This is a genomic window from uncultured Abiotrophia sp. (assembly GCF_963520105.1).
In the GTDB taxonomy this organism is placed as follows: domain Bacteria; phylum Bacillota; class Bacilli; order Lactobacillales; family Aerococcaceae; genus Abiotrophia.
Map to the genome: position 1 here is coordinate 12,171 of NZ_CAUQPN010000001.1, position 21,461 is coordinate 33,631.

The following is a 21,461-nucleotide window of genomic DNA, read 5'->3' on the forward strand; positions in this document are numbered from 1 at the left end:
ACTTATGACACGCGTATATATTACAGAAGTTAAGCGCTCGGCCATTGGTCGCTATCTTGGCGCCTTATCCAATCTCAGTCCGCTAGACTTGGGCAGCCAAGTTCTCCGGGCAGTGCTAGAATCAGACCAAGTGCCAGTGGAAGCCATTGAAGAAGTGATCGTTGGGAATGTCTTATCGGCTGGCCATGGTCAAAACTTGGCCCGTCAAATCGCGCTAGAGGCAGGACTAGCGATGACGACCCCAGCCTACACCGTCAATATGGTCTGTGGGAGTGGCTTGAAGGCAGTCTATGAAGGCTATACCAAGATTAAAGCCGGTGAGAACCAAGCCCTGATCGTTGGGGGCGTGGAAAGTATGAGCCAGGCCGCCTTCGTCTTAGATGGCAAATCTCGCAAGGGCATGGCTTATGGTGGCAGTCCTCTAGTAGATAGCCTCTATCGGGATGGCTTGTCTGATGCCTTTGGGGGCTATGCTATGGGTGTGACGGCTGAGAATTTAGCTCAGCAATATGACATTAGTCGCCAAGCTCAAGATGCTTATGCTTATCAGTCTCAAGTTAAGGCTCAAGCGGCTCAACAAGCAGGCCTCTTTGACCAGGAAATTGTGGCTGTGACAGAAGTCGACCGCAAGGGCAATCGTCAAGTGATAGATCGAGATGAGTATATTAACTATAAAACCAGCCCTGAGAAATTAGCTGGTTTGCGTCCTGCCTTCCAGAAAGAGGGGACGGTAACAGCCGGTAATGCGTCAGGTATTAATGACGGCGCAGCCTTTCTCTGCTTGGTGAGCCAAGAAATCGTAGACCGCTACCAGCTGACCCCACTGGCTGAAGTTCTAGGTTTTGGTCAGGCAGGGGTTGACCCTAGCCTTATGGGAATCGGCCCTGTAGGAGCTATTGAGCAGGTTTTAGAGCGTACTGGCGTGCCTTTTGAAGCAGTTGACCGCTTTGAACTCAATGAGGCTTTTGCGGTTCAAGCACTGGCTGTTTCACATGATTTAGTCGCCCATCACGGGGTGTCGACTGATTGGCTAGCTGAGCGGACCAATGTTCATGGTGGCGCTATTGCCTTAGGCCATCCTATTGGGGCTTCAGGCGTCCGAGTCTTAGCGACGCTCTGCCATGAGTTAGCTCGCTCTGAGAGTCAATATGGCCTTGCCTCCCTTTGTATTGGTGGGGGCATGGGGATTGCTGCCCTAGTTAAACGATATCAGGCATAGTTGCTTATAGAGAGGCTGGAAAGTGCTAGCCCCTAAAGATCCTAAAAATAAAAAGAGAGTCCCACGCGTGATTTTGTTTGCAAGTTGCCGTGGGCTTTTATATACTTAGGGAGAAGACAGAGGGAGGAATTACCTATGAAATGGAAGTTAGTAGCCGATTCAGGCGCGACTATCTCGCCGGACCTGTTTGCAGGGACGGATGTCGCTTTTGAATTAGTACCTTTAATGATTAATATTGGCACTCAGGTATATGTGGATGATGCCAACTTAGATATGGCAACTTTTGTAAAGGATATGCAAGACAGCAAGGAGGCCTCTTCGACTGCTTGTCCGTCTCCTCAAGCTTATGCCAATGCCTTCGAAGGAGCCGAAAATGTCATCTGCTTTACCATCTCAAGTGGTTTATCAGGTTCTTATAATAGCGCCCAGCTTGGTCGCAATATGGCTTTGGAAGAAAACCCATTGGCTAATATCTATATCTTTGACTGCTTGTCTGCTGGGACAGAGAACGACCTCTTGATTGCTAAGGGTTTGGAGTTAGTAAAATCTGGTTTGGATTTTGACCAAGTGGTAGCTAGCCTGAAGGATTATCACCAGAAGACGGATGTGGTCTTCATCTTGGAGTCAGTAGATAACTTGGTCAAAGCCGGCCGTGTCAATCGTCTAGTCGGCGGTATGATTGGTCTCTTGGGCATCCGTTTGATTGGGGTTCGTACAGCTGAAGGTAAGATTGAGATTGGGGCTAAGTCTAAGGGGAGCAAACGGGCTGTGAAAGCAACCGTAGAAGAAATGCTCAAGCATGGTTACCAAGGTGGTAAAGTGGCGATTTCTCATAGCGACAATCCAGAAGTGGTTGAAGCGGTGAGTGCTTTGCTGCGTGAACACTATCCTCAGGCTCAAATTGAGGTAGTGGATTTTAATGGGCTCTGCACCTTCTACGCGCAGTACCACGGTCTCATTATTGGCTTCGAGAAAGCCTAAGAAGTGTAAAAATTTAAAAGAAAGCAGGGTGTCGGTATGTTTATTGGGAAGTTGCACCGCTCCAATGTGGTGTTATTAGCAGGTTTGTTTTTTGCAGCGACAGGGATCGGGTTCGCCTTTCATCGTGAACTACAGTACGCCCTTGTTTCCTTGATTATTGCCTCCATCATCGACTTGTTCGTCGGAGGCTTCATGAATCAATTCCAGTCTTCGGTGGCGGAGGCTGCCTTCGCCAAGGAGCTCAAGACCTTGAGTAGTTTCCTCATTTATGGCGTCCTCCCGGGCGTCTATCTGATGGCGGTAACCAATGCGGGCGCCTTTAGCCTCATTGTCTTCGCACTTTACATCTTGGCAGTCGGAATTCGCCTGGCCTACTTCAACCAAGCGGCCGAATTCCAAGATCCAGTGGACAAGCGCCACAGCGTCGGATTGCCACTAGAACTAGGCGTCTTCGCGATTCAGGTCGTGTCCTTAGTAGGCTTCCTGCTCCCGCTGACTGTCTTCCAAATCTTCCTGATGTTGGTCTACGCGCTCCTAGCGGTAGCCTTCGTCTACAAGCTGAAGATTCCGCGCCTACCAAGCCAATGGTTATTCTACATGGTGGGCGTCCAAGTGGTCCTCTGCATCCTGTGGGTATTCCTGGGAAATTTTATTACAGGCTAAACAACGAGAGGCTAGGGCGTGCGTCCTAGCTTTTTTTGGGGCGCAGATTGTATAATTAAGTGCAACACCGAAAAAGGAAGATCGCAAGAATAAGTGCGGCAACCCAAATCATTGCTTAAAATGACTCATGGGAGAAAGATATGAAATCAAAATGGAAGTTATTTATAATTGTATTTATAGTTACCGTTGTAGGACTTTTTGCATGGACGAAAGTGTCAGACAACTTATCAACTTATAGCGTATACTATGCAAGGTACACCGAAGGAAGATACTCGCCTTTGCAAGAAGCAATGCGAAACTTTAATCAAATCGAGCATCCTGAACTTGATAATTATAAGTACAAGAGAGATAATTTAAGCGGAGATTGGGAATTTACCACGGCGTATAATGGAGCCAAAATTCGTTATATCGTAATTGCGGACAGTAGACAACTCTATTATAATGATGAGGCCATCCACTACTCGCTAACTCCTTTGGGTCAAGTTGAGTATATACCTGTAGATACTCCCTTATTAACTAGTCTGAGACATGACATTTCAGATGAGGAGCAAATATTCGTAGATGAAGCACTTGCTACAATTTTTGAACCTATCATTCAAGCACAACATGCCCCAGACTGGAACCTTCAATGGCTCTATAATTTGCTGAATCAGAGGAGGTGAGATTAGGGTAAAAGACCACGACTTTTCCTAATCAGTGTCTTCATATCATTGGCGATAAACAAAACGATTATAGCGAACCTCATCAAATCGAGGTTATAAGGGTGTTATTATAATATATTGCTAAGGCAATCCAAAGAATAACTTCACCGGTGAAGCGATTTATAAATACAGTTATACCTCAAAAGGTATTAACTCCAGTAAAAAAGTAGCTGGAGCAATACATAGAAAGGTAAACTCTGTAGTAAGCAGCTACAATAAGCTGTTGGTTGAGCGATATATTAAGCGTCCTATTGGCAAGGTAACAAATTATATTAAACGATGGTTAATAAGGTAGGGATAAGGGTGAAGAGAAAAAGAATGTTGATTATCATCTTCTCGGTCTTACTGATGCTGGCACTCTTATTTGTTAAGGGGAGACTGGAATTGAATCTTAAGAAATATGCACCCTATTACGCACAAAACGTTGAAGGGCGGTTCTCACCAGAGTGGGAGGCTTTGAGGTTTATGTTATATAGGGACTCCCGTCAGATACCAGGGTATCACTTTAAGCAAGATACATTGACTAGTAACATAAGGTTTAGAGTTAATAGTCGTGGGAGTGATATTACATTTGCAATTTATGGTGACGAAGGCACAGAGATTAATCTTACTTATCATAATGTTATGTATGCCTTAAGTGCTGAGGGGAGAATAGAGTATATATTTAGCAAGCGTTGTGATTGCAGAGTAAGCCCTTCTGAAGAAGACCAAACACTCATCAATGAGATTATCGAAGAAATTGGGGCTCCTCTAGTAGACGCACAACCTGCTCCAGACTGGAATCTTCAATGGCTCTATAATCTGCTGAATCAGAAGAGGTGAGAATACCTTGAAAATAAAATAAGTCTTACTCCCCTTCAATGCTTTCTTTTTGGTGTTTTCAATTGGAAATTTCCTAATCTTAAGAGACACTATCGAGGCGCTAGAAATAGCCCTGAGCATCCCGTCGCCCATTATGTTAGCAAGTTTGGGTAGCCATTGGCCGCTTCGTATTTATCTTGGCAGTATGCTGATTTTGACGGTCCTAGGAATTATACTATCCCTATGGAGTCTTCGTGGCCAGAAGACCACACTGGAGAAGTGGGTGGTGGGAGGTACCTTGTTTGGATATATTGCCCTATTAGGACTCCCTTTGTCATGGAGCTACCTTCCAATCGTGGCGATGTTAATCGTGACAGTAGTCAGCCTCATGTGCAACCGTGCGACACCATGTTTTTGGGGCTAAGTTGCCTGACTAGATACCCAAAAACAGCCGTCCTCACCTACGTGTGGGAACGGCTGTTTTTGCCATATATGTTAGAAGCAGAAGGCCAAGCCATACAGGATGCTAATCAGCAAGTAACTAGTGCTGAGATAGTTGAGCTTATTTTGGCTTTGGTTATGTTGTCGAGTTTGGACCAAGAGAGGGGCTAAGGCCAAGACGCTCCCTGCGATAAAGAGGAGTTGGAGCACGAAATAAGATTTGGATGGGAAACTTAAGTAGGTCCCAGAAGCCACAGCTACTAGGCTCAAGATAAGCACTAGACTTGTTTTTAAGCCATGTGGCATGACGGAAGGGTGTCCCGTTAGCTGACTAACTAGACTATTGCCTTCAGCTTGAAAGGCCAGTTGTAGAGCTGCTAGAGGCAGGAGGCTGATGAGGAAGCCGGTCGTGATGGTCCCTGTCTGACTGAAGTAGGCTAGGTTGTTGACGATGAATGCCTGGAAGAAGACATTCAGAATCAACTGGTAGAGGCTGTTGGTCAGATTATAAGGATAATGCTGGATGTGGGTATAGGCGATATAGAGGAGGAGTAAGAGGTTAGCCCCCCAATGATGCTGCCACATAAAGCCCACGGTTGCTGCCCAGAGCAGAATCTCCATGGCGTATAGAATCACTGGCGAGCTGGCATTGGCCTTGCGGGTATTGAAGCGAACGAAGAAGTAGTGGTCAATCAACTGACTGCTGACTAAAATCAGGTAGAGATAGCCCAAGGCTAACCAGTTGATTTCGGTAGTGTGGTACATCCCTACGATTAAACCATATATCCCAAAGCCTAGTGGCGCCAGGAAGATTCGAATGAGGGGATGTCTTAGAAAGTGTGCAAAGTGTTTCATAGCTAATCCTCTTTTTTCGACATTTTTTACTATCTATATCTACTATACTAATGTATAATGGAGTCAGTTACAACAATAAATTCCCGATGGGATTCATTTTCTTAATGAAGTTGCCTTGTAACCAATCAACATAATGGGGGAAATTACTATGGAAAGAAAGTTGTTTACATCTGAATCGGTGACGGAAGGACACCCAGATAAAGTTGCCGATCAAATTAGTGATGCCATCTTAGATGCCATCCTGACACAAGACCCACTAGCCCGGGTGGCCTGCGAGACCGCAGTCAACACCGGCTTGGTATTGGTCTTCGGGGAAGTCAGCACGACTGCCTATGTCGATATCCAACAAATTGTACGCGAAACTATTAAGGGCATTGGCTATGATTCAAGTGATTATGGCTTTGATGGCGACAATGTGGCCGTCTTGGTCGCGCTTGACGAACAATCGCCTGATATCGCCCAAGGGGTAGATGCCGCCATTGAAACCCGGGACGAAGCAACCGATCAATTGATTGGGGCGGGTGACCAAGGGCTCATGTTCGGTTATGCCTGTGATGAGACGGAAGAATTTATGCCATTGCCAATCGCGCTTAGCCATCGCCTAGCTAAACGTCTGAGTGAGGTGCGCAAATCTGGTCAATTGGCTTACTTGAGACCAGATGGTAAGTCACAAGTAACCGTTGAGTACGGAGAAGACGGTCAAGCCCTACGGGTGGATACAGTCGTCATTTCGACTCAACATGCGCCTGAAGCAACCTTAGAAACTGTGCGTCAAGACGTGATTGAACAAGTAGTGAAGCCTGTGATTCCGGCCCATTTATTAGATGAACAAACCCGCTTCTTAATCAACCCAACCGGTCGTTTTGTCATCGGTGGGCCTAAAGGAGACTCCGGTTTGACAGGCCGTAAGATTATTGTCGACACCTATGGGGGCTATGCCCGCCACGGTGGCGGTGCCTTCTCTGGTAAGGATGCGACGAAAGTGGACCGGTCAGCTAGTTACATGGCTCGCTACATTGCCAAGAATATCGTAGCAGCCGGCTTAGCTAAGCGTTGTGAAGTACAATTAGCATATGCAATTGGGGTAGCACAACCAGTATCTATTCGGATTGAAACCTTTGAAACTGGCATCGTTTCTGAGAGTCGTCTCGTTCAGGCAGTACGTCAACTCTTTGACTTAACGCCAGATGGGATTATCCGCACCTTGGCCTTGCGTCGCCCAATCTATAAACAGACAGCAGCCTATGGTCACTTTGGTCGTCAAGACGTGGTCTTACCATGGGAGCAGGTCAACAAGGTAGATGAACTCAAAGCTGCGCTTGCAGAATAAGACAAAATGAAAAGCTGAGACCTAGGCCTCAGCTTTTTTACTTACTTGATACGCTCGATGATGAGGAGTTGCGGTGGGTTATTCCGTTGGTTGATGAAGCCATAGTGAAGGACTTGGAATTCTTCTTGGGGCCATCCTGCTAAGGCCTGGAAGAGGGCGTCCTTTTCCTTGGCACCTTCAGGGTGGCCACTGTAAATTACCAAGATGATTTGACCGCCAACCCGAAGTTTGGCTCGAACCTGGTCTAAAGAGGCCAGGGTTGAAGTCTCTTGAGTTGTGATTTGGTGGTCGCCACCGGGTAGATAGCCTAGATTATAAATGGCACCACTGAATTGAGGGACCTCAGCTAAAAGCGTATGAATTTGGTCGTGAGAGGCTAGGAAAAGCTGGGCAGACTCCTTGTTGGGCAGCTTAGCTAGGCGTTCCTGGGTCCAAACCAAGGCCTGATCTTGGATATCAAAGCCCATGACCTGGCCACAAAAGCCTGGTTGGCTGAGAATGAAGGCTGTGTCGTGTCCTTTGCCTAAGGTGCCATCAATATAAACGCCATCTGGAAAACGTTGGATTAAGGCGGCTAAGAGGGTGTGACTGTAGTGAAGAGCGCGTTGCATAGACAAACTCCTTTGTATTACGTGAAAGTTACACAATAGTTAAAAGTAAACGAAAAGGGGGCTAGGCCCCTTTTTTTAGCGAGAGGCTTTCTATATAATGGTATTGTATCATAAAATGGCAGAATGGGGGAATATACGTGAAATTAACGCGTCAAGCGGTGATTAATCGTCGTAAACAAGCACAGCGCCACGAATCAAATAAGAAAATTGCCAAAGTGGTTAATGCAGGCTTAGTCTTATTCGCTTCTGCATCTACTTTAAGCACGCTCACTGCACCAAAGGTGACCGTACAAGCTCAAACAGCTACCCAACAGAACTTCTTATCAACTATTGGAGGGTATGCACGCGATATCGCTAAGAATAATGACTTGTATGCCTCTGTAATGATTGCGCAAGCAATTTTAGAATCAGGTTGGGGCCAAAGTGGATTAGCATCAGCACCTAACTATAACTTATTCGGGATCAAGGGTGACTACAACGGTAATTCCGTTCGTATGGACACCTTAGAAGACGACGGTAGTGGTAACTACTATGCTGCTAAGGAACCTTTCCGTAAGTATAGCAACTATGGTGAATCCCTGAATGACTATGCTTCGCTTTTAACTGGGGACAACAATCCTAACAGCTGGCGCTATAAATTCTATTATGGGGCGCGCGTGAGTGCGACCAACTCTTATCAAGACGCAACACAACACTTAACGGGTCGTTATGCGACAGATACTCGTTACGCGTCTAAGCTCAACCAATTAATTCAAACCTATGGCTTGACTCAATATGATTCGGGTGGTTCTAGCACTTCTAGCCCAGCTCGTCCACAAGCTCAAGCGACTGGTGGCGGTTCTTATACGGTTCAAGCAGGCGATAGCTACTGGCGTATCGCTAACAAGTACGGCATTTCGATTGAAGAATTGCAACGCTTGAACGGTACCTCAAGCTACTTCCTCTATCCAGGTCAAAGCTTGGTAGTACCAGGTTCTGCTTCAAATACAAGTGGCTCTGCTGCTTCAACTTCAAGCTCAACTACAAGTACGCGCTCTGCAGCACCAGCAGCGGGTGGCTCATACACAGTCCAAGCCGGTGATAGCTACTGGCGTATCGCTAATAAGTACGGGATTTCTATCCAAGAACTCCAACGCCTAAATGGTACCTCTGATTACACCCTCCACCCAGGCCAAAGCATTAAAGTGCCAGGTTCAGGAACCAATGCATCAGCGTCATCAAACAGTGGCTCTGCTTCAACAAGTACAACAAGCGCAGCCCCAGCAGCAGGCGGTTCATACACAGTCCAAGCCGGTGATAGCTACTGGCGTATTGCCAACAAGTACGGGATTTCTATCTCAGAACTCCAACGTTTGAACGGCACATCTGACTACAACCTCTACCCAGGTCAAAGCCTCAAGGTCCCAGGTTCAGGGTCATCTTCAAACGCCACTGCTTCATCTAACAGTTCTTCTACTTCAACAAGTACAACGACTGCATCACCATCAGCGGGCGGTTCATACACAGTCCAAGCCGGTGATAGCTACTGGAGAATTGCTAACAAGTACGGGATTTCAATTTCAGAACTCCAACGCTTGAATGGGACTTCAAACTACTTCTTGTACCCAGGCCAAAGCCTCAAAGTGCCAGGTTCAGGTTCAGCAAGTACCACACCAGCTCCTGCAGCAACCACTGCAAGCACAACATCAGCACCTGCTGAAACACCAGCACCAGCGCCAAGCACAGGCGGTGGCAACTATACAGTTCAAGCCGGTGACAGCTACTGGCGCATTGCTAACAAGTATGGAATTTCAATTTCAGAACTTCAACGCTTGAATGGGACTTCAAACTACTTCTTGTACCCAGGTCAAAGTATCAAAGTACCAGGTGGTGGCGCCGCTGCTGAAACACCAGCCCCAACCCCTGCACCAGTTAGCCAAACACCAGCTCCTGCAGAGAGTCCAGCGCCAGCAGCTGCTGAAACACCAGCTCCAGCTGCAAACAACGCTAGCCAAGCAAGTGGCGGTTCATATACTGTCCAAGCAGGTGACACCTTGTATTCAATCGCCCGTCGTAATGGGGTAGATGTTTACAAATTGATCGCTAACAATGGGGGCTCCCATTTCATCCAAATAGGACAAGTCATCTCATTGAACTAGTCGCTAGTATCTGATATACTAGACTCAATAGTAATTCAATATTGGAATTAGTAGGCGGTACAACTGCTATAGAGAGCTTATGGGTGGTGGAAATAAGCCGGAAGTGCTACTGAACTCATCCAATTGAAGCTAGTCTGAATCTTCAGTAAGACTAGACGTCCGCCGCGTTAAGGCTAGAGATAAGCTATTCTAGCTTAAATTAGGTGGTACCGCGAAAATTTCGCCCTATGTGAACTGTGTTTGACACGGTTTACCTAGGGCTTTTTTTATCAGAAATGCAGGGAGGTTATGTGATGACCTATAATCACAAGGCAATCGAAGAAAAATGGCAAAACTACTGGCGACAAAACCAAACCTTTAAAACTCAGGAGCGTCCTGGGCATCCTAAGTTCTATGCACTAGACATGTTCCCTTATCCATCTGGTCAGGGCTTGCACGTAGGGCACCCAGAAGGCTATACAGCAACAGATGCCGTGGCACGTATGAAACGGGCACAAGGCTATGATGTCTTGCACCCAATGGGTTGGGATGCCTTTGGTTTGCCTGCTGAACAATACGCACTGGATACTGGTAATGACCCAGCTGATTTTACTGCTGCCAATATCGAAACTTTCCGCCGTCAAATCAATTCACTTGGTTTCAGCTATGACTGGGAGCGAGAAGTTAATACGACCGATCCTAACTATTATAAATGGACCCAATGGATTTTCTCTAAAATGTACGAAAAAGGCTTGGCCTATGAGGCTGAAGTAGCCGTTAACTGGTGTCCCGCCTTAGGGACCGTCTTGGCTAACGAAGAAGTCATTGATGGTAAATCCGAGCGTGGAGGCCATCCTGTTTACCGTAAGCCAATGAAACAATGGATGCTCAAGATTACAGCCTATGCAGAGCGTCTACTAGAAGATTTGGATCTTCTAGACTGGCCTGAAAGTCTTAAGGAGATGCAACGTAATTGGATTGGTAAATCTGAAGGGGCTTTGATTAACTTTGATATTGTGGGGCACCCTGATCAAGTGCAAGTCTTTACCTCACGCGCAGATACCCTTTTCGGGTCTACATATGTGGTCTTGGCGCCTGAACATGAGTTAGTGGCGAAAGTCACCAGCCCTGAACAGGAAGCCGCGGTAAAAGCCTATGTCGAAGCAGTGGCAACTAAGAGCGACATGGATCGGACCTCTCTTAATAAAGACAAATCTGGCGTCTTCACCGGGGGCTATGTTAAACATCCTGTAACTGGTGAATCCTTACCAATTTGGATTGCGGACTATGTCTTGGCTTCTTATGGGACCGGGGCGGTCATGGGGGTACCAGCCCACGACGAACGGGACTTCGAATTTGCTAGCAAGTACGATTTGCCAATTGTGTCCGTAATTGAACATAATGAGTCTGGTTGCTATGAAGGCGACGGGCCACACATTCATTCTGACTTTTTAAACGGTCTCCATAATGCGGAGGCTATTACGACCATGATTGATTGGTTAGAAGCCAAGGGTAAAGGCCAACGACAAGTCAACTATCGTCTACGTGACTGGCTCTTCTCACGTCAACGTTATTGGGGCGAGCCTATCCCAGTGATTCATTGGGAAGACGGCAGCATGAGTCTAGTGCCTGAGGATCAATTACCACTTCGTCTGCCAGTAACCGATAAGATTCAACCAAGTGGTACGGGCGAATCACCATTGGCTGCTATTGAAGATTGGGTCAACGTAGTGGATCCAGAGACAGGGCGTAAAGGTCGCCGTGAGACTAACACCATGCCACAATGGGCGGGAAGTTCTTGGTACTATCTCCGTTATATCGACCCACAGAACTCAGAGCGCCTAGCAGATCCAGACAAGTTAGCCAAATGGTTGCCAGTTGACCTCTATATTGGGGGGGCGGAACACGCTGTCTTGCACTTGCTTTACGCCCGTTTCTGGCATAAATTCCTCTACGACTTAGGTGTGGTACCAACTAAGGAACCATTCATGAAGCTCTTCAACCAAGGCATGATTTTGGGGACGGACGGCAACAAAATGTCCAAGTCCAAGGGCAATGTGGTCAATCCAGACCATGTGGTAGAACAATACGGGGCAGATACCCTACGTGTCTACGAAATGTTCATGGGCCCATTGGATGCTTCGATTGCCTGGAGTGAGAACGGCTTGGAATCTACTCGTCGCTTCCTTGATCGGATTTGGCGTCTCTATGTGTCAGAGGACGGTAGCCTCAGTGAGCGAATCCAAGATGCTGAAAACCCTGCCCTAGAACGTGTCTACCATCAAACAGTCAAGAAGGTAACGGAAGACTATGAAATCCTCCACTTCAATACCGCAATTTCGCAAATGATGATTTTCCTCAATGCTACGAAAGACCAGGCCATCATTCCAAAAGCTTATGCCCAAGGTTTGATTCAATTGTTGGCGCCATTGGCTCCACATATTAGTGAGGAAATCTGGCAAAAGCTAGGTCACCAAGACAGCATTTCGCATGTCGCTTGGCCAAGCTATGAGGAAGCTTTGACCATTGAAGATCAAGTGGAAGTCGTGGTTCAAATCAATGGGAAGATTAAGGCTAAGGTCATGGTAGAAGCCAATATGGCAGCAGATGCTTTAGGTGATTTAGCTCTTAACTTGCCAGAGATTCAAGCACAACTTGAAGGCAAGACCCTACGCAAAGTGGTAGCAATTCCTAACCGATTAGTCAATATCGTAGCAAATTAAGGAGACGATGCAGATGACAGAAAGAGACAAGCGCGATTTAGAGCGCGGCACACCAAGCCCGGATTTACAGGCTTTGTTGGCCGAAGAACAAAACTTGCATGAGACCGTCATCTTTTCCAAAGAAGACATGAAGAAACTACGTCGGCCTAATGTGCAACCAGAAGATGGCGATTACTTTAACCTCAATCTGCCAGCTGACCTGGATTTGGAACTAGACGATGATCAATTTGATGTAGACCCCATCTTCCAAGCAGATGCCGAGCCAACACCTAGTGAGCCAGCAAAGGATAAGGCAGACTGGTTAGTCAATGACTTGCCAGCCTGGGAAGAAGAGACTGAGCCAACTAAGCAAGATGAAGATGAGGAAGAACAAGACCAGTTAGATGCTGATCTTCCAGAGTTAGAGCTAGAGAGTGCTGAAAGCAGCTCCACAAGTAATCTTGATTTAGAAGGACAAGATGATCCAAACTATAATCCTTTTATCTATCGTCCAAAACATCCAAAACCTCAGCCGACAGAAGCCAAAGCATCAAAATCGCTTAAGCTACCTCGCTTAGATTTAGACGCTGTCTATGAAGCCCACTATAGCTTAGATCACTTAGACGATTTGGATGCTTATGACCAATTTGGGGCACCAGAATTGACCCCAACCAAGATTGAGCGACTGATGCAAAACTGGTGGCAAGGTATCGCGCAAAGAGTCAATAGCCTCAAACCTAAGGAAGAGGCAGCTGCGCCAGAAGACAAATTAGCTGAAGAGCCTGTAGCGGTGGAAGTTAATGACAAGCTTACCCCGATTGAAAATCAAGCAGAACCAGAACTTGAACTAACCGATGTAAAAGTGGAATTAGCTGAGGCAGAAGTTGAACCTACTGAGCCAGTTGAAGCAAACTTGGATAGTGTTGAGACTTCCCAAGGAACTGAAAGTTCTGAGCCAAGTCAGGAAGACCCAGAAAATCAAGGTCAAGCCCAAGAAGAGGCAGAAGAAGAAAGTGTAGACCTTAATCTGCTAGCTCCTGTTGAATTGGAAGAAGAAGCCGATTTAGCTTCACAAGAGGACAAGAGTGACGATGACAACCAATGGGCTCCAGTATCTGTCTTAGATATGGAGAAGCAAGGAGATAACTCAGAATCCTCAGATGATGAAAGCTTAGACTCAGATCAAGTGACTGAGCAAGAGCCTCAAGAAGAGGAAGCAGCTGAGCCAAAACTTAACCTTTGGCAACGTCTAGTGCGTTGGATTCAAGAAGGCGAACCTAAGGAAGAAGAGGAGTCCGAGCCAGAAGCAACGACTCAAGAGGATTCCCAAACAAGTCACCCTTCTGATGAGTCAGACTCTGACCATGATGAAGATGATAGTCAAGGTGGTGCCAGTCAAACAGCTTCGGAGCAAGAAGTAGAGCCAGAGGCTGAACATGACGCCTCAGAACTTGAAACCGACTCTGATAGCTCCCCTAGTTCAGATTTTGATTTGGAACTAGAAGAAGAGGCGGTGGCCGGCCACCCGGAGCCTCAAGCGGCGCGTCCGACGGAAAGACCTCAGACCGCCAGTCCTGAAAGCCCATCTTTAGGCCAACAACTAGCCTTTGACTTAACGGACACCCAGGCGATTACGCCAGAAGCCATTCAGGCCTATAGTGACCATGTTAGCCAGGCTACTCAGGTCTTTACTGAGCCTATTTTGACGGACCAAGTCCTAGAGGAATACCTGAATGAAGATGACATCACTATTGAAGCTGAACTTAACGAAAAGCAATCCATCGTCAAAGGGGCGACTTGGCTGACTTTCGGGAATATCTTCTCCCGGATTTTGGGTGCCATCTATGTCATTCCTTGGGCGGCTTGGCTAGGGGCTGACTACCTCAATGCCAATACCCTATATAGTGCGGGTTACCAGCCTTATGCGCTTTTCCTAGCTATTGGGACGGCAGGTTTCCCAAGTGCCATTGCTAAACAGATGGCCTACTATCACTCCAAAAAGCAATACCGTTTTGCAGACCAACTCTTTAAGGCAAGTATGATTGTCATGAGTTTAATGGGCTTGGTTACGGCCACGGCGCTCTTCTTCGTAGCGCCAGCCTTAGCTGCAGCTACGCCAACCATTGACCATGCAGCAGCCACTTTGGTTATTCGTTCCTTAGTACCACCACTAGTTATCTTGCCGGTGATGAGCCTCTTGCGGGGCTATTTCCAAGGCTACAACAACATGGTGCCAACGGCAGTCTCCCAAATTCTGGAACAAATTGCCCGCGTCTTTTATATGTTGGCAGCAACTTATGCTGTCATGAAGCTCTTCAATGGGGCAGCGACAACGGCAGTTATCCATTCGACCTTTGCGGCCTTTATCGGGGCGGCAGTGTCTCTGGTCTACTTGATTTTCGTTTATCTTCGTCGTCTGCCGATGATTAAGGCTTTGATTGAGACTGACCAATCCCGTGAGGAATTCGATTTAATGAAAACCCTGCGGATTATGCTTATAGACTCTGTTCCTTTCATCCTGGTAGGATCCGGTATTATTATCGCACAAAACATCGATACCTATACCTTCGGTCAGATTATGGGCTACACATCTAGCCTCTTGCGTAGCGAAATCGCGGAACTCTATGGGGTGCTAAGTCTAGACGTCAACAAGCTGATTATGATTATCATCTCCTTGGCTATTGGGATTTCCCTGTCTTCTCTGCCAGCAATCACCAAACGCTTTGCTGAACAGGACAAGGAAGGAACGGGTGACTTAATTCAGCACGTTATCTTGCTCTTCAGCTTTGTGATGTTGCCAGCCGCAGTTGGTATGGCAAGCATTCCTACTGAAGTTTACCAACTCTTTTATGCTAATGGGAGTCAATCGGGGCCTGGCCTTCTAGTGACGGCCTCCTACATGTCGATTGTTTTAGGACTCTACACCATTCTATCGACTATTCTGCAGGCAATGAACTTCCGTCGTCTCTCCATTTGGCATCTCTTGATTGGTTTAGTCGTCAAAGTTGTCCTGCAATTCCCACTTGTGGCTCTCTTCCAAGCACAAGGAACCTTCCTATCGACAGGCCTTGCCTTTTTGGTGTCTTCCTTGCTCATGTGGCGGACCATCCACAAGTCGGTACCTTTACGCTATAGCGAGATGACACCAAAACTTGTTAAGATGCTAGTCGGGACAGCGCTGATGGGCGTTAGCACCAGCATCTGGGCCCAAGTCTTGAACGGCCTCATGGGGCCAGTTGGACGAGGCATGACTTTCGTCAAGGTAATCTTGGTTGTCTTGGTAGGTGTCTTCGTCTACATGACAGTGATGGCCTTATTTGGTCTCTTACCAATCCTCTTCGGTTCGCGTAAGAAAGACCTGCAAGATAAGATGAGGTTCTTCTCATGAGAATTGAGAAATATTTGGCAGATACGGGCTGGGGCAGTCGGAAAGACATCAAGCAATTGCTAGCCCAAAAAATCGTCACCATAAATGATCAGGTTTGCAGCAAGGGCGGCACGCAAGTGACGCCCGGCAGCGACCGCGTTGCTGTAGGGGGCCAAGCGGTCCCCTATCAGCGATATCACTATTATTTACTTAACAAACCGGCGGGTATTTTGTCTGCCACGGAAGATGCGCGCCATCAGACCGTGATTGACTGGCTAGGGGAGGGCTACCAGCATTTGGACCTCTTCCCTGTGGGACGTTTGGATATTGATACAACGGGGCTTTTGCTACTCACCAATAATGGGCAGCTTGCCCACCAGCTTTTGTCGCCTAAGAAGAAAGTGGATAAAACCTATACTGCCACCATTCGAGGTTTGGTGGACCAGGCGGATATCGCGGCCTTTGAGGCGGGGCTGGACTTAGGTGATTTTACTAGCTTGCCTGCAGACTTGACCGTTTTAAGTCAAGATGTGGATCAAGGCACCAGTCAAATTCAGGTCATTATCCAGGAAGGTAAATTCCATCAAGTGAAGCGTATGTTCCAAGCCGTCGGCAAGGAGGTTCTGACCCTCCATCGCTTGGCCATGGGACCCTTGCGCTTAGATTCAGATTTAGCCATTGGCCAGTGGCGCTCTTTGACTGAGCAAGAGGCGCAAGCTCTAGAGCCTTATGGTTATGTGGCAGAGTAAGTATTTAGGAGGTAGACTATGACAAAGATTAATTGGTTACAAGAAGTCGAAGCGCGTAAAGAGGCGCTCTTCGCAGATTTATTCCGTTTATTGAAGGTGCCATCTGTTCGTGAAGACGATAAGGCAATGCCAGAGGCGCCAGTAGGGCCTGGACCTAAGGCGGCCTTAGAAGAATTTCTCAACATGGCACAAGAAGATGGCTTTGAGACTAAGCAGTTTGGCCCTTGGGCTGGACGTGTAGAAGTTGGATCAGGTGATCAGCTAGTTGGTATTCTGGGTCACGTCGATGTGGTACCCGTAGGAACTGGCTGGGATACCGATCCTTTTGAACCAGTAGTAAAAGATGGCCGTATCTATGCTCGTGGCTCTAGCGATGACAAGGGGCCAACAGTGGCAGCTTACTTCGCGCTCAAACTCTTACGTGAATTAGGGCTAGAACTTAACCAACGTCTCCACTTAATTGTCGGGACCGACGAAGAGAGTGGCTGGCAATGTATGGATTACTACTTCAAGCATGCTGAAATGCCAGACTATGGCTTCTCACCAGATGCTATTTTCCCAATCATTAACGGGGAGAAAGGCAACGTGTCAGCGACTTTTAATTTCCAAGCAGGGGCTGAGGCGGCTGGAGCTAACCACTTAGTTAGTTTTGAAGCAGGCTTGCGTGAAAACATGGTACCTCAAGATGCGACGGCTGTTGTAGAAAGTGCTAATTTAGCAGAGCTAGTGGTGGACTTTGAGTCCTTCCTTTTAGAACATCAATTAGGTGGCCAAGTGCAACTGCAAGGCAACCAAGCGACCTTCTCCTTGATTGGGAAGGCAGCCCACGGTTCGACGCCAAGCAAAGGGGTCAATGCAGCGACCTTCTTGGCTAAGTACCTTCACCGTTTTGAATTTGATCGAGCAGGTGCAGAGAGCTTCCTTCATCTTTTAGCGGACCATCTGCACCAAGACTTTGAAGGGGTTAACTTAGGCGTGGCTCACCGTGATCCTGTCATGCAAGAATTGACCATGAACGTGGGCTTGGTTAACTACCGAGATGACAAAGGTGGTAGCATTGTAGCCAACTTCCGTTATCCAAAAGGCACTGATCCAGAAAAAATGGCTGCTCAAACTGCTCAACGTTTGGCTGGCCATGAGTTAAGTGTTGAGTGGGGTGAGTTCAAGGAACCACACTATGTGTCAGTTGATGACCCAATGGTTAAGGAATTGCTAGCAGTCTATGAAGAACAAACGGGCCTTGAAGGGCATGAAATGACCATCGGTGGCGGTACCTATGGCCGCCTGATGCCACGTGGGGTAGCCTACGGTGCTTTGTTCCCAGATTCGATTGACACGATGCACCAAGCCAATGAATTTATCGCGATTGATGACTTACTTAAGGCAACAGCTATTTATGCTGAAGCTATCTACCGTATTACACGCTAGGTCTTGCCATGGAAGTTATTCAGTCCAAGCAAAATCCTAAGATTAAGGCCTGGAAGAAACTAGCTACTGCTAAAGGGCGCCAGAAGGCGGAGCAGTACCTGATTGAGGGGACTCATCTGGTAGAAGAGGCCCTTAAGTCAGGGCAAAATGTCCGTCATTTGGTGGCTACACCGGATTATGATTTGAGCCAGTTACCCAATCAGGCCCATAGTCTGCCACTTCTTTTGGTTAGTCCTGAGCTCTTGAAGGACCTGAGCGAGACGCCTACACCCCAAGGAATTATGGCGGTTATAGACTTACCGTCATCGCCCCTTGGTTGGCAGCCCTCTGGTCAACGCTATCTGATTTTGGATGCGGTGCAAGATCCAGGTAACCTGGGAACCCTGATTCGCACAGCAGATGCAGCAGCTTATGATGGGGTCATTCTAGGTAAAGGCACAGTAGATGTCTACAATGACAAAGTCCTTAGAGCGAGCCAAGGTTCACTTTGGCACCTGGAGGTCGTCAGTTTGGATCTCTTACAGGAGGCCCGTCCAGCCTTTGAAGCCGCTGGTATTCCTTGGTTTGTGACGGCCCTTCACCAGGGGGCGCAAGCCTATCAAGAGGTACCAGCCAATCAGAAGCTAGCCTTAGTGCTGGGCAACGAAGGACAAGGAGTCTCTGAAGCAGTTATTCAAGTAGCTGACCAGACTATCTACATTCCTATGCCAGGTCAGGCTGAGTCACTCAATGTGGCAGTTGCTGGTGGCATTCTAATGTTTTATTTTCAAGCGTAAAAAGCAGGCCTAGGCCTGCTTTTTTTGAGTAAAAACTAGGGTGAAACTTATCGGTTTTGTTTTTTTAAATGATACCTATTGCAGATGAAGCGGAGAGTGCTAGAATGATGTTTGTGGATGATTATACTATTTAATAGTAAGAATTGTTCTGTGTTGCGTGAAAAAATGAGAGGGAAGTGTGTGCAATGAAAAAGTCAGTCTATATTAGCGCATCGTTTCTATTGTTATGCGCCGGTAGCACTCTAAGTGCAGATGTATCCGCTAAGGTTAGTCAAGATAGTTTGGGATATAAAGTTTTGGCTCAGCAAACGGGAGACAGAAAAGTCACCAAAGTAAAGTCTATTGAGGTCTTAGAAGGTGACTTAATCAGGGTTACTCTCCCTGATGATTCAAGTTATGAAGCGCATTTAGCAATGGTTAATGCGCCCGAAATGAAAGGGAACAAGCCTTTTGCTAAAGAAGCAAAAGAACGTTTAGAAAGTTTGCTTGGGGAGGCTGACACACTAAATGTAGAAGATTCGGGAGGAGCAGAACAGAAAATTGACGGTAAATCCACACTTTTTCTGTGGGCGGATGATATCTTGCTTCAGGAAGCTTTAGTTACGGAAGGATTAGCGCGGGTGGACTATATTCAGTCAGCGGATGAACCTTATCTTAAAGTCATGCGGGAATCTGAAGACTATGCTAAGCAATCCAGTAGCAAAATCTGGTCTCAGAGCGGGGTGTTTTCCGATGATCCAGTTCGCAAGGACTTGAGTGCTAGTCAGGCTCAAGCGCCGGCTTCTGCTCCTACTCAGCCTTCAGTTTTCTATAAGAACTGTAAGGAAGTCAAGGCTGCTGGTGCTGCACCTATCCGGCCAGGTGATCCAGGATGGGATCCGAAGTTTGATCGTGATGGAGACGGTATCGGTTGTGAACGATGAGACGGGCACTGTTTATACTTCTATTAGCATTAGTGACTATCTGTTTAGGTGGCCGACCAGTAGGAATGATAGCTCAAGCTGCACCTAACCTACAGGCTAAGCCAATAAATCCCAAATTACTTGAAGCAGTAAATGCATACCAGGTAGTCGACGGAGATACTGCCTATTTTGACCTAGGCTCCGGTAAGTCGATTAAAGCGCGCTTGTTACTGATCGATACTCCCGAGCTACATCATCCTCGACTGGGCCAACAGCCATATGGACTTGAGGCCAAACAGAGATTTCAGCACTTGCTTCAACAGGCTCACAAAATTGAAGTTGAATATGATATTGGAATGCACAAAGATAGGTATCAACGTGATTTAATTTATGTTTGGATTGATGGGCAACTTGTCCAAGAAATCTTAGTGAGTGAGGGTCTAGCTCAAGTTGCTTATGTTTACCCACCTAATACGCGTTATTTGAATTATTTAGAGGCATCGCAAAAAGAAGCCAAAGAAGCTAAAGTTGGTCTATGGTCATTGTATGGGTCTGAAAGGTGATGGGCGTAGTGCGTGTGAGTTTAAGTTAAAAACTAATTGGTAATTAATTTATAGGAAAAGACTGGAGCTTGTTTCCAGTCTTTTCGTCTTGCATAGGAATTTGGGCAAGTTAACGAAAATTCAAAGACAAATTGAATGATACTTGAAAACGCTACATTTCATGGTAAGATTAAGAAGTAAGAGGTGATACTATGAAAGATGCTAATCAATTCTCAGCCAAAGCGACCATGAAAGATGTGGCGGAGCGGGCTGGCGTTGGTCTAGGGACGGTTTCTCGTGTGGTCAATGGCTTTCGAGTTAAGGATTCAACCTATGAGAAGGTCCAGACGGCAATACGCGAATTAAACTATCAGCCCGATGAATATGCCCGTGGGCTCAAAACCAATCGCAGCAATATTGTGGCACTGATTGTGCCAACCATTTGGCATCCATTTTTCTCGCAGTTCGCCTATCATGTAGAGAAGGAGTTGCAGCAGCATCACTATAAGCTCCTGATTTGTAATGCAGATGGTGATGCGAGTAATGAGATCGAGTACATTGAAATGCTAAAGAAGAACAAGGTGGATGGCATTATTGGCATTACTTACTCTGACATCGATAAGTATATTTTGTCTTCTCTTCCTTTTGTTAGCATCGACCGGCACTTCTCCGAGAATGTCTATTATGTCACCGCAGAAAACTATGAGGGTGGGCAACTGGCGGCCAAGGAGCTTCTAGAACGAGGCGCTAAGCAGCTTGCTTATATTGGCGGTACCAATATCCATGAGAATGAGACAGTATTGCGCAAGGCGGGTTTCTATGATTACGCTGCTAAGCGAGGTTACTGCGTTGCTAAGCTAGATATGCCAGAACCTATTGAAGATGTGGAAAGCCTTATCCGGGCTTTTGTCGAAGAAAATACCGAATTAGATGGTTTCTTTACCGTTAATGATTTTATGGCCCTTCATGTGATGAAGGTCATGCAGGCATTTGGTAAGTCTTGTCCAGAGGATTATCAGCTGATTGGTTTTGATGGACTGAAGACGGCAGAAGGTCAAGACTATCTCCTCTCAACCATTGCCCAGCCTATTGATCAGATGGCCATTGCTGCGGTGGAACTCTTGATGACCCTGATTAAAGGTCAAGTTCAACCTAGTAGTCATCGCGTTATCTTGCCAGTACATTTTCGTGAAGGAGGCACCACGCGAAAAAAATTGGATTGAATTTCTAAAAATCTCTTGACAAGCCGTGAAAGCGGTATTATTATTAAGGTATA

At 46.7% G+C, this 21,461-nt stretch carries 17 protein-coding genes, 1 riboswitch and 1 other annotated feature; of the genes, 15 read left to right on the plus strand and 2 right to left on the minus strand.

Going from position 1 to position 21,461, the window contains the following annotated elements:
- Positions 1-4: 4 nt before the first annotated feature.
- From RWO08_RS00065 to RWO08_RS00085, 5 genes are all read left to right on the plus strand, one after another.
- On the plus strand, positions 5-1,219 hold the full coding sequence (locus RWO08_RS00065; RefSeq protein ID WP_314210947.1) for an acetyl-CoA C-acyltransferase: 1,215 nt from the start codon (positions 5-7) through the stop codon (positions 1,217-1,219).
- A gap of 135 nt (positions 1,220-1,354) precedes the next feature.
- Positions 1,355-2,200, plus strand: a complete 846-nt coding sequence (locus RWO08_RS00070; RefSeq protein ID WP_291432477.1) for a DegV family protein — start codon at positions 1,355-1,357, stop codon at positions 2,198-2,200.
- Between the two features lie 36 nt (positions 2,201-2,236).
- Positions 2,237-2,863: a hypothetical protein gene (locus tag RWO08_RS00075; RefSeq protein WP_291427790.1), complete on the plus strand. Its 627-nt coding sequence runs from the start codon at positions 2,237-2,239 to the stop codon at positions 2,861-2,863.
- 140 nt (positions 2,864-3,003) lie between these two features.
- The gene (locus tag RWO08_RS00080; RefSeq protein WP_314210948.1) at positions 3,004-3,525 is read left to right on the plus strand and encodes a hypothetical protein; all 522 of its coding nucleotides are present in this window, start codon (positions 3,004-3,006) and stop codon (positions 3,523-3,525) included.
- 357 nt (positions 3,526-3,882) lie between these two features.
- Positions 3,883-4,386, plus strand: coding sequence for a hypothetical protein (locus tag RWO08_RS00085; protein WP_314210949.1), 504 nt, complete (start codon positions 3,883-3,885; stop codon positions 4,384-4,386).
- A 474-nt stretch (positions 4,387-4,860) separates the two neighbouring features.
- Here RWO08_RS00085 and RWO08_RS00090 read toward each other — a convergent pair whose 3' ends face one another.
- The gene (locus RWO08_RS00090; protein WP_291454595.1) at positions 4,861-5,661 is read right to left on the minus strand and encodes a hypothetical protein; all 801 of its coding nucleotides are present in this window, start codon (positions 5,659-5,661) and stop codon (positions 4,861-4,863) included.
- Between the two features lie 62 nt (positions 5,662-5,723).
- Positions 5,724-5,812: riboswitch (SMK box riboswitch) on the plus strand.
- Between RWO08_RS00090 and metK the strand changes: the two genes are divergently transcribed.
- Positions 5,810-6,991 carry a methionine adenosyltransferase gene (gene metK, locus RWO08_RS00095; protein WP_314210950.1) on the plus strand — a complete coding sequence of 394 codons (1,182 nt, stop codon included), beginning with the start codon at positions 5,810-5,812 and terminating at the stop codon, positions 6,989-6,991. Its footprint overlaps the riboswitch before it by 3 nt.
- A gap of 41 nt (positions 6,992-7,032) precedes the next feature.
- Here the strand turns inward: metK and RWO08_RS00100 are convergent, their stop codons facing one another.
- Complete coding sequence (locus tag RWO08_RS00100) at positions 7,033-7,602, minus strand: class I SAM-dependent methyltransferase (protein ID WP_314210951.1); 570 nt, start codon at positions 7,600-7,602, stop codon at positions 7,033-7,035.
- 137 nt (positions 7,603-7,739) lie between these two features.
- On the opposite strand from RWO08_RS00100, the gene RWO08_RS00105 reads away from it, so the two are divergent.
- The 9 genes from RWO08_RS00105 (at position 7,740) to RWO08_RS00145 (ending at position 21,408) form a co-directional block, all read left to right on the plus strand.
- Positions 7,740-9,740: a LysM peptidoglycan-binding domain-containing protein gene (locus RWO08_RS00105; RefSeq protein WP_314210952.1), complete on the plus strand. Its 2,001-nt coding sequence runs from the start codon at positions 7,740-7,742 to the stop codon at positions 9,738-9,740.
- Positions 9,741-9,769: 29 nt separating this feature from the next.
- Positions 9,770-9,971: a binding site (T-box leader), on the plus strand.
- Positions 9,972-10,033: 62 nt separating this feature from the next.
- Positions 10,034-12,442 (plus strand): leucine--tRNA ligase, encoded by a 2,409-nt coding sequence (leuS, locus tag RWO08_RS00110; protein WP_314210953.1) that lies wholly within the window; start codon positions 10,034-10,036, stop codon positions 12,440-12,442.
- A gap of 13 nt (positions 12,443-12,455) precedes the next feature.
- The gene (locus RWO08_RS00115; RefSeq protein ID WP_314210954.1) at positions 12,456-15,809 is read left to right on the plus strand and encodes a polysaccharide biosynthesis protein; all 3,354 of its coding nucleotides are present in this window, start codon (positions 12,456-12,458) and stop codon (positions 15,807-15,809) included.
- Positions 15,806-16,537 carry a pseudouridine synthase gene (locus tag RWO08_RS00120; RefSeq protein WP_291428741.1) on the plus strand — a complete coding sequence of 244 codons (732 nt, stop codon included), beginning with the start codon at positions 15,806-15,808 and terminating at the stop codon, positions 16,535-16,537. Before RWO08_RS00115 ends, RWO08_RS00120 begins: the two co-directional genes overlap by 4 nt.
- An 18-nt stretch (positions 16,538-16,555) precedes the next feature.
- A complete protein-coding gene (gene pepV, locus RWO08_RS00125; RefSeq protein ID WP_314210955.1) occupies positions 16,556-17,965 on the plus strand; it encodes a dipeptidase PepV in 1,410 nt (469 codons plus the stop codon).
- 8 nt (positions 17,966-17,973) lie between these two features.
- The gene (locus tag RWO08_RS00130) at positions 17,974-18,741 is read left to right on the plus strand and encodes an RNA methyltransferase (RefSeq protein WP_291454869.1); all 768 of its coding nucleotides are present in this window, start codon (positions 17,974-17,976) and stop codon (positions 18,739-18,741) included.
- A gap of 185 nt (positions 18,742-18,926) precedes the next feature.
- Positions 18,927-19,664, plus strand: coding sequence for an excalibur calcium-binding domain-containing protein (locus RWO08_RS00135; protein ID WP_314210956.1), 738 nt, complete (start codon positions 18,927-18,929; stop codon positions 19,662-19,664).
- A gap of 65 nt (positions 19,665-19,729) precedes the next feature.
- On the plus strand, positions 19,730-20,206 hold the full coding sequence (locus RWO08_RS00140; RefSeq protein ID WP_314210957.1) for a thermonuclease family protein: 477 nt from the start codon (positions 19,730-19,732) through the stop codon (positions 20,204-20,206).
- Positions 20,207-20,397: 191 nt separating this feature from the next.
- Positions 20,398-21,408, plus strand: coding sequence for a LacI family DNA-binding transcriptional regulator (locus RWO08_RS00145; protein WP_291428748.1), 1,011 nt, complete (start codon positions 20,398-20,400; stop codon positions 21,406-21,408).
- Positions 21,409-21,461 lie beyond the last annotated feature (53 nt).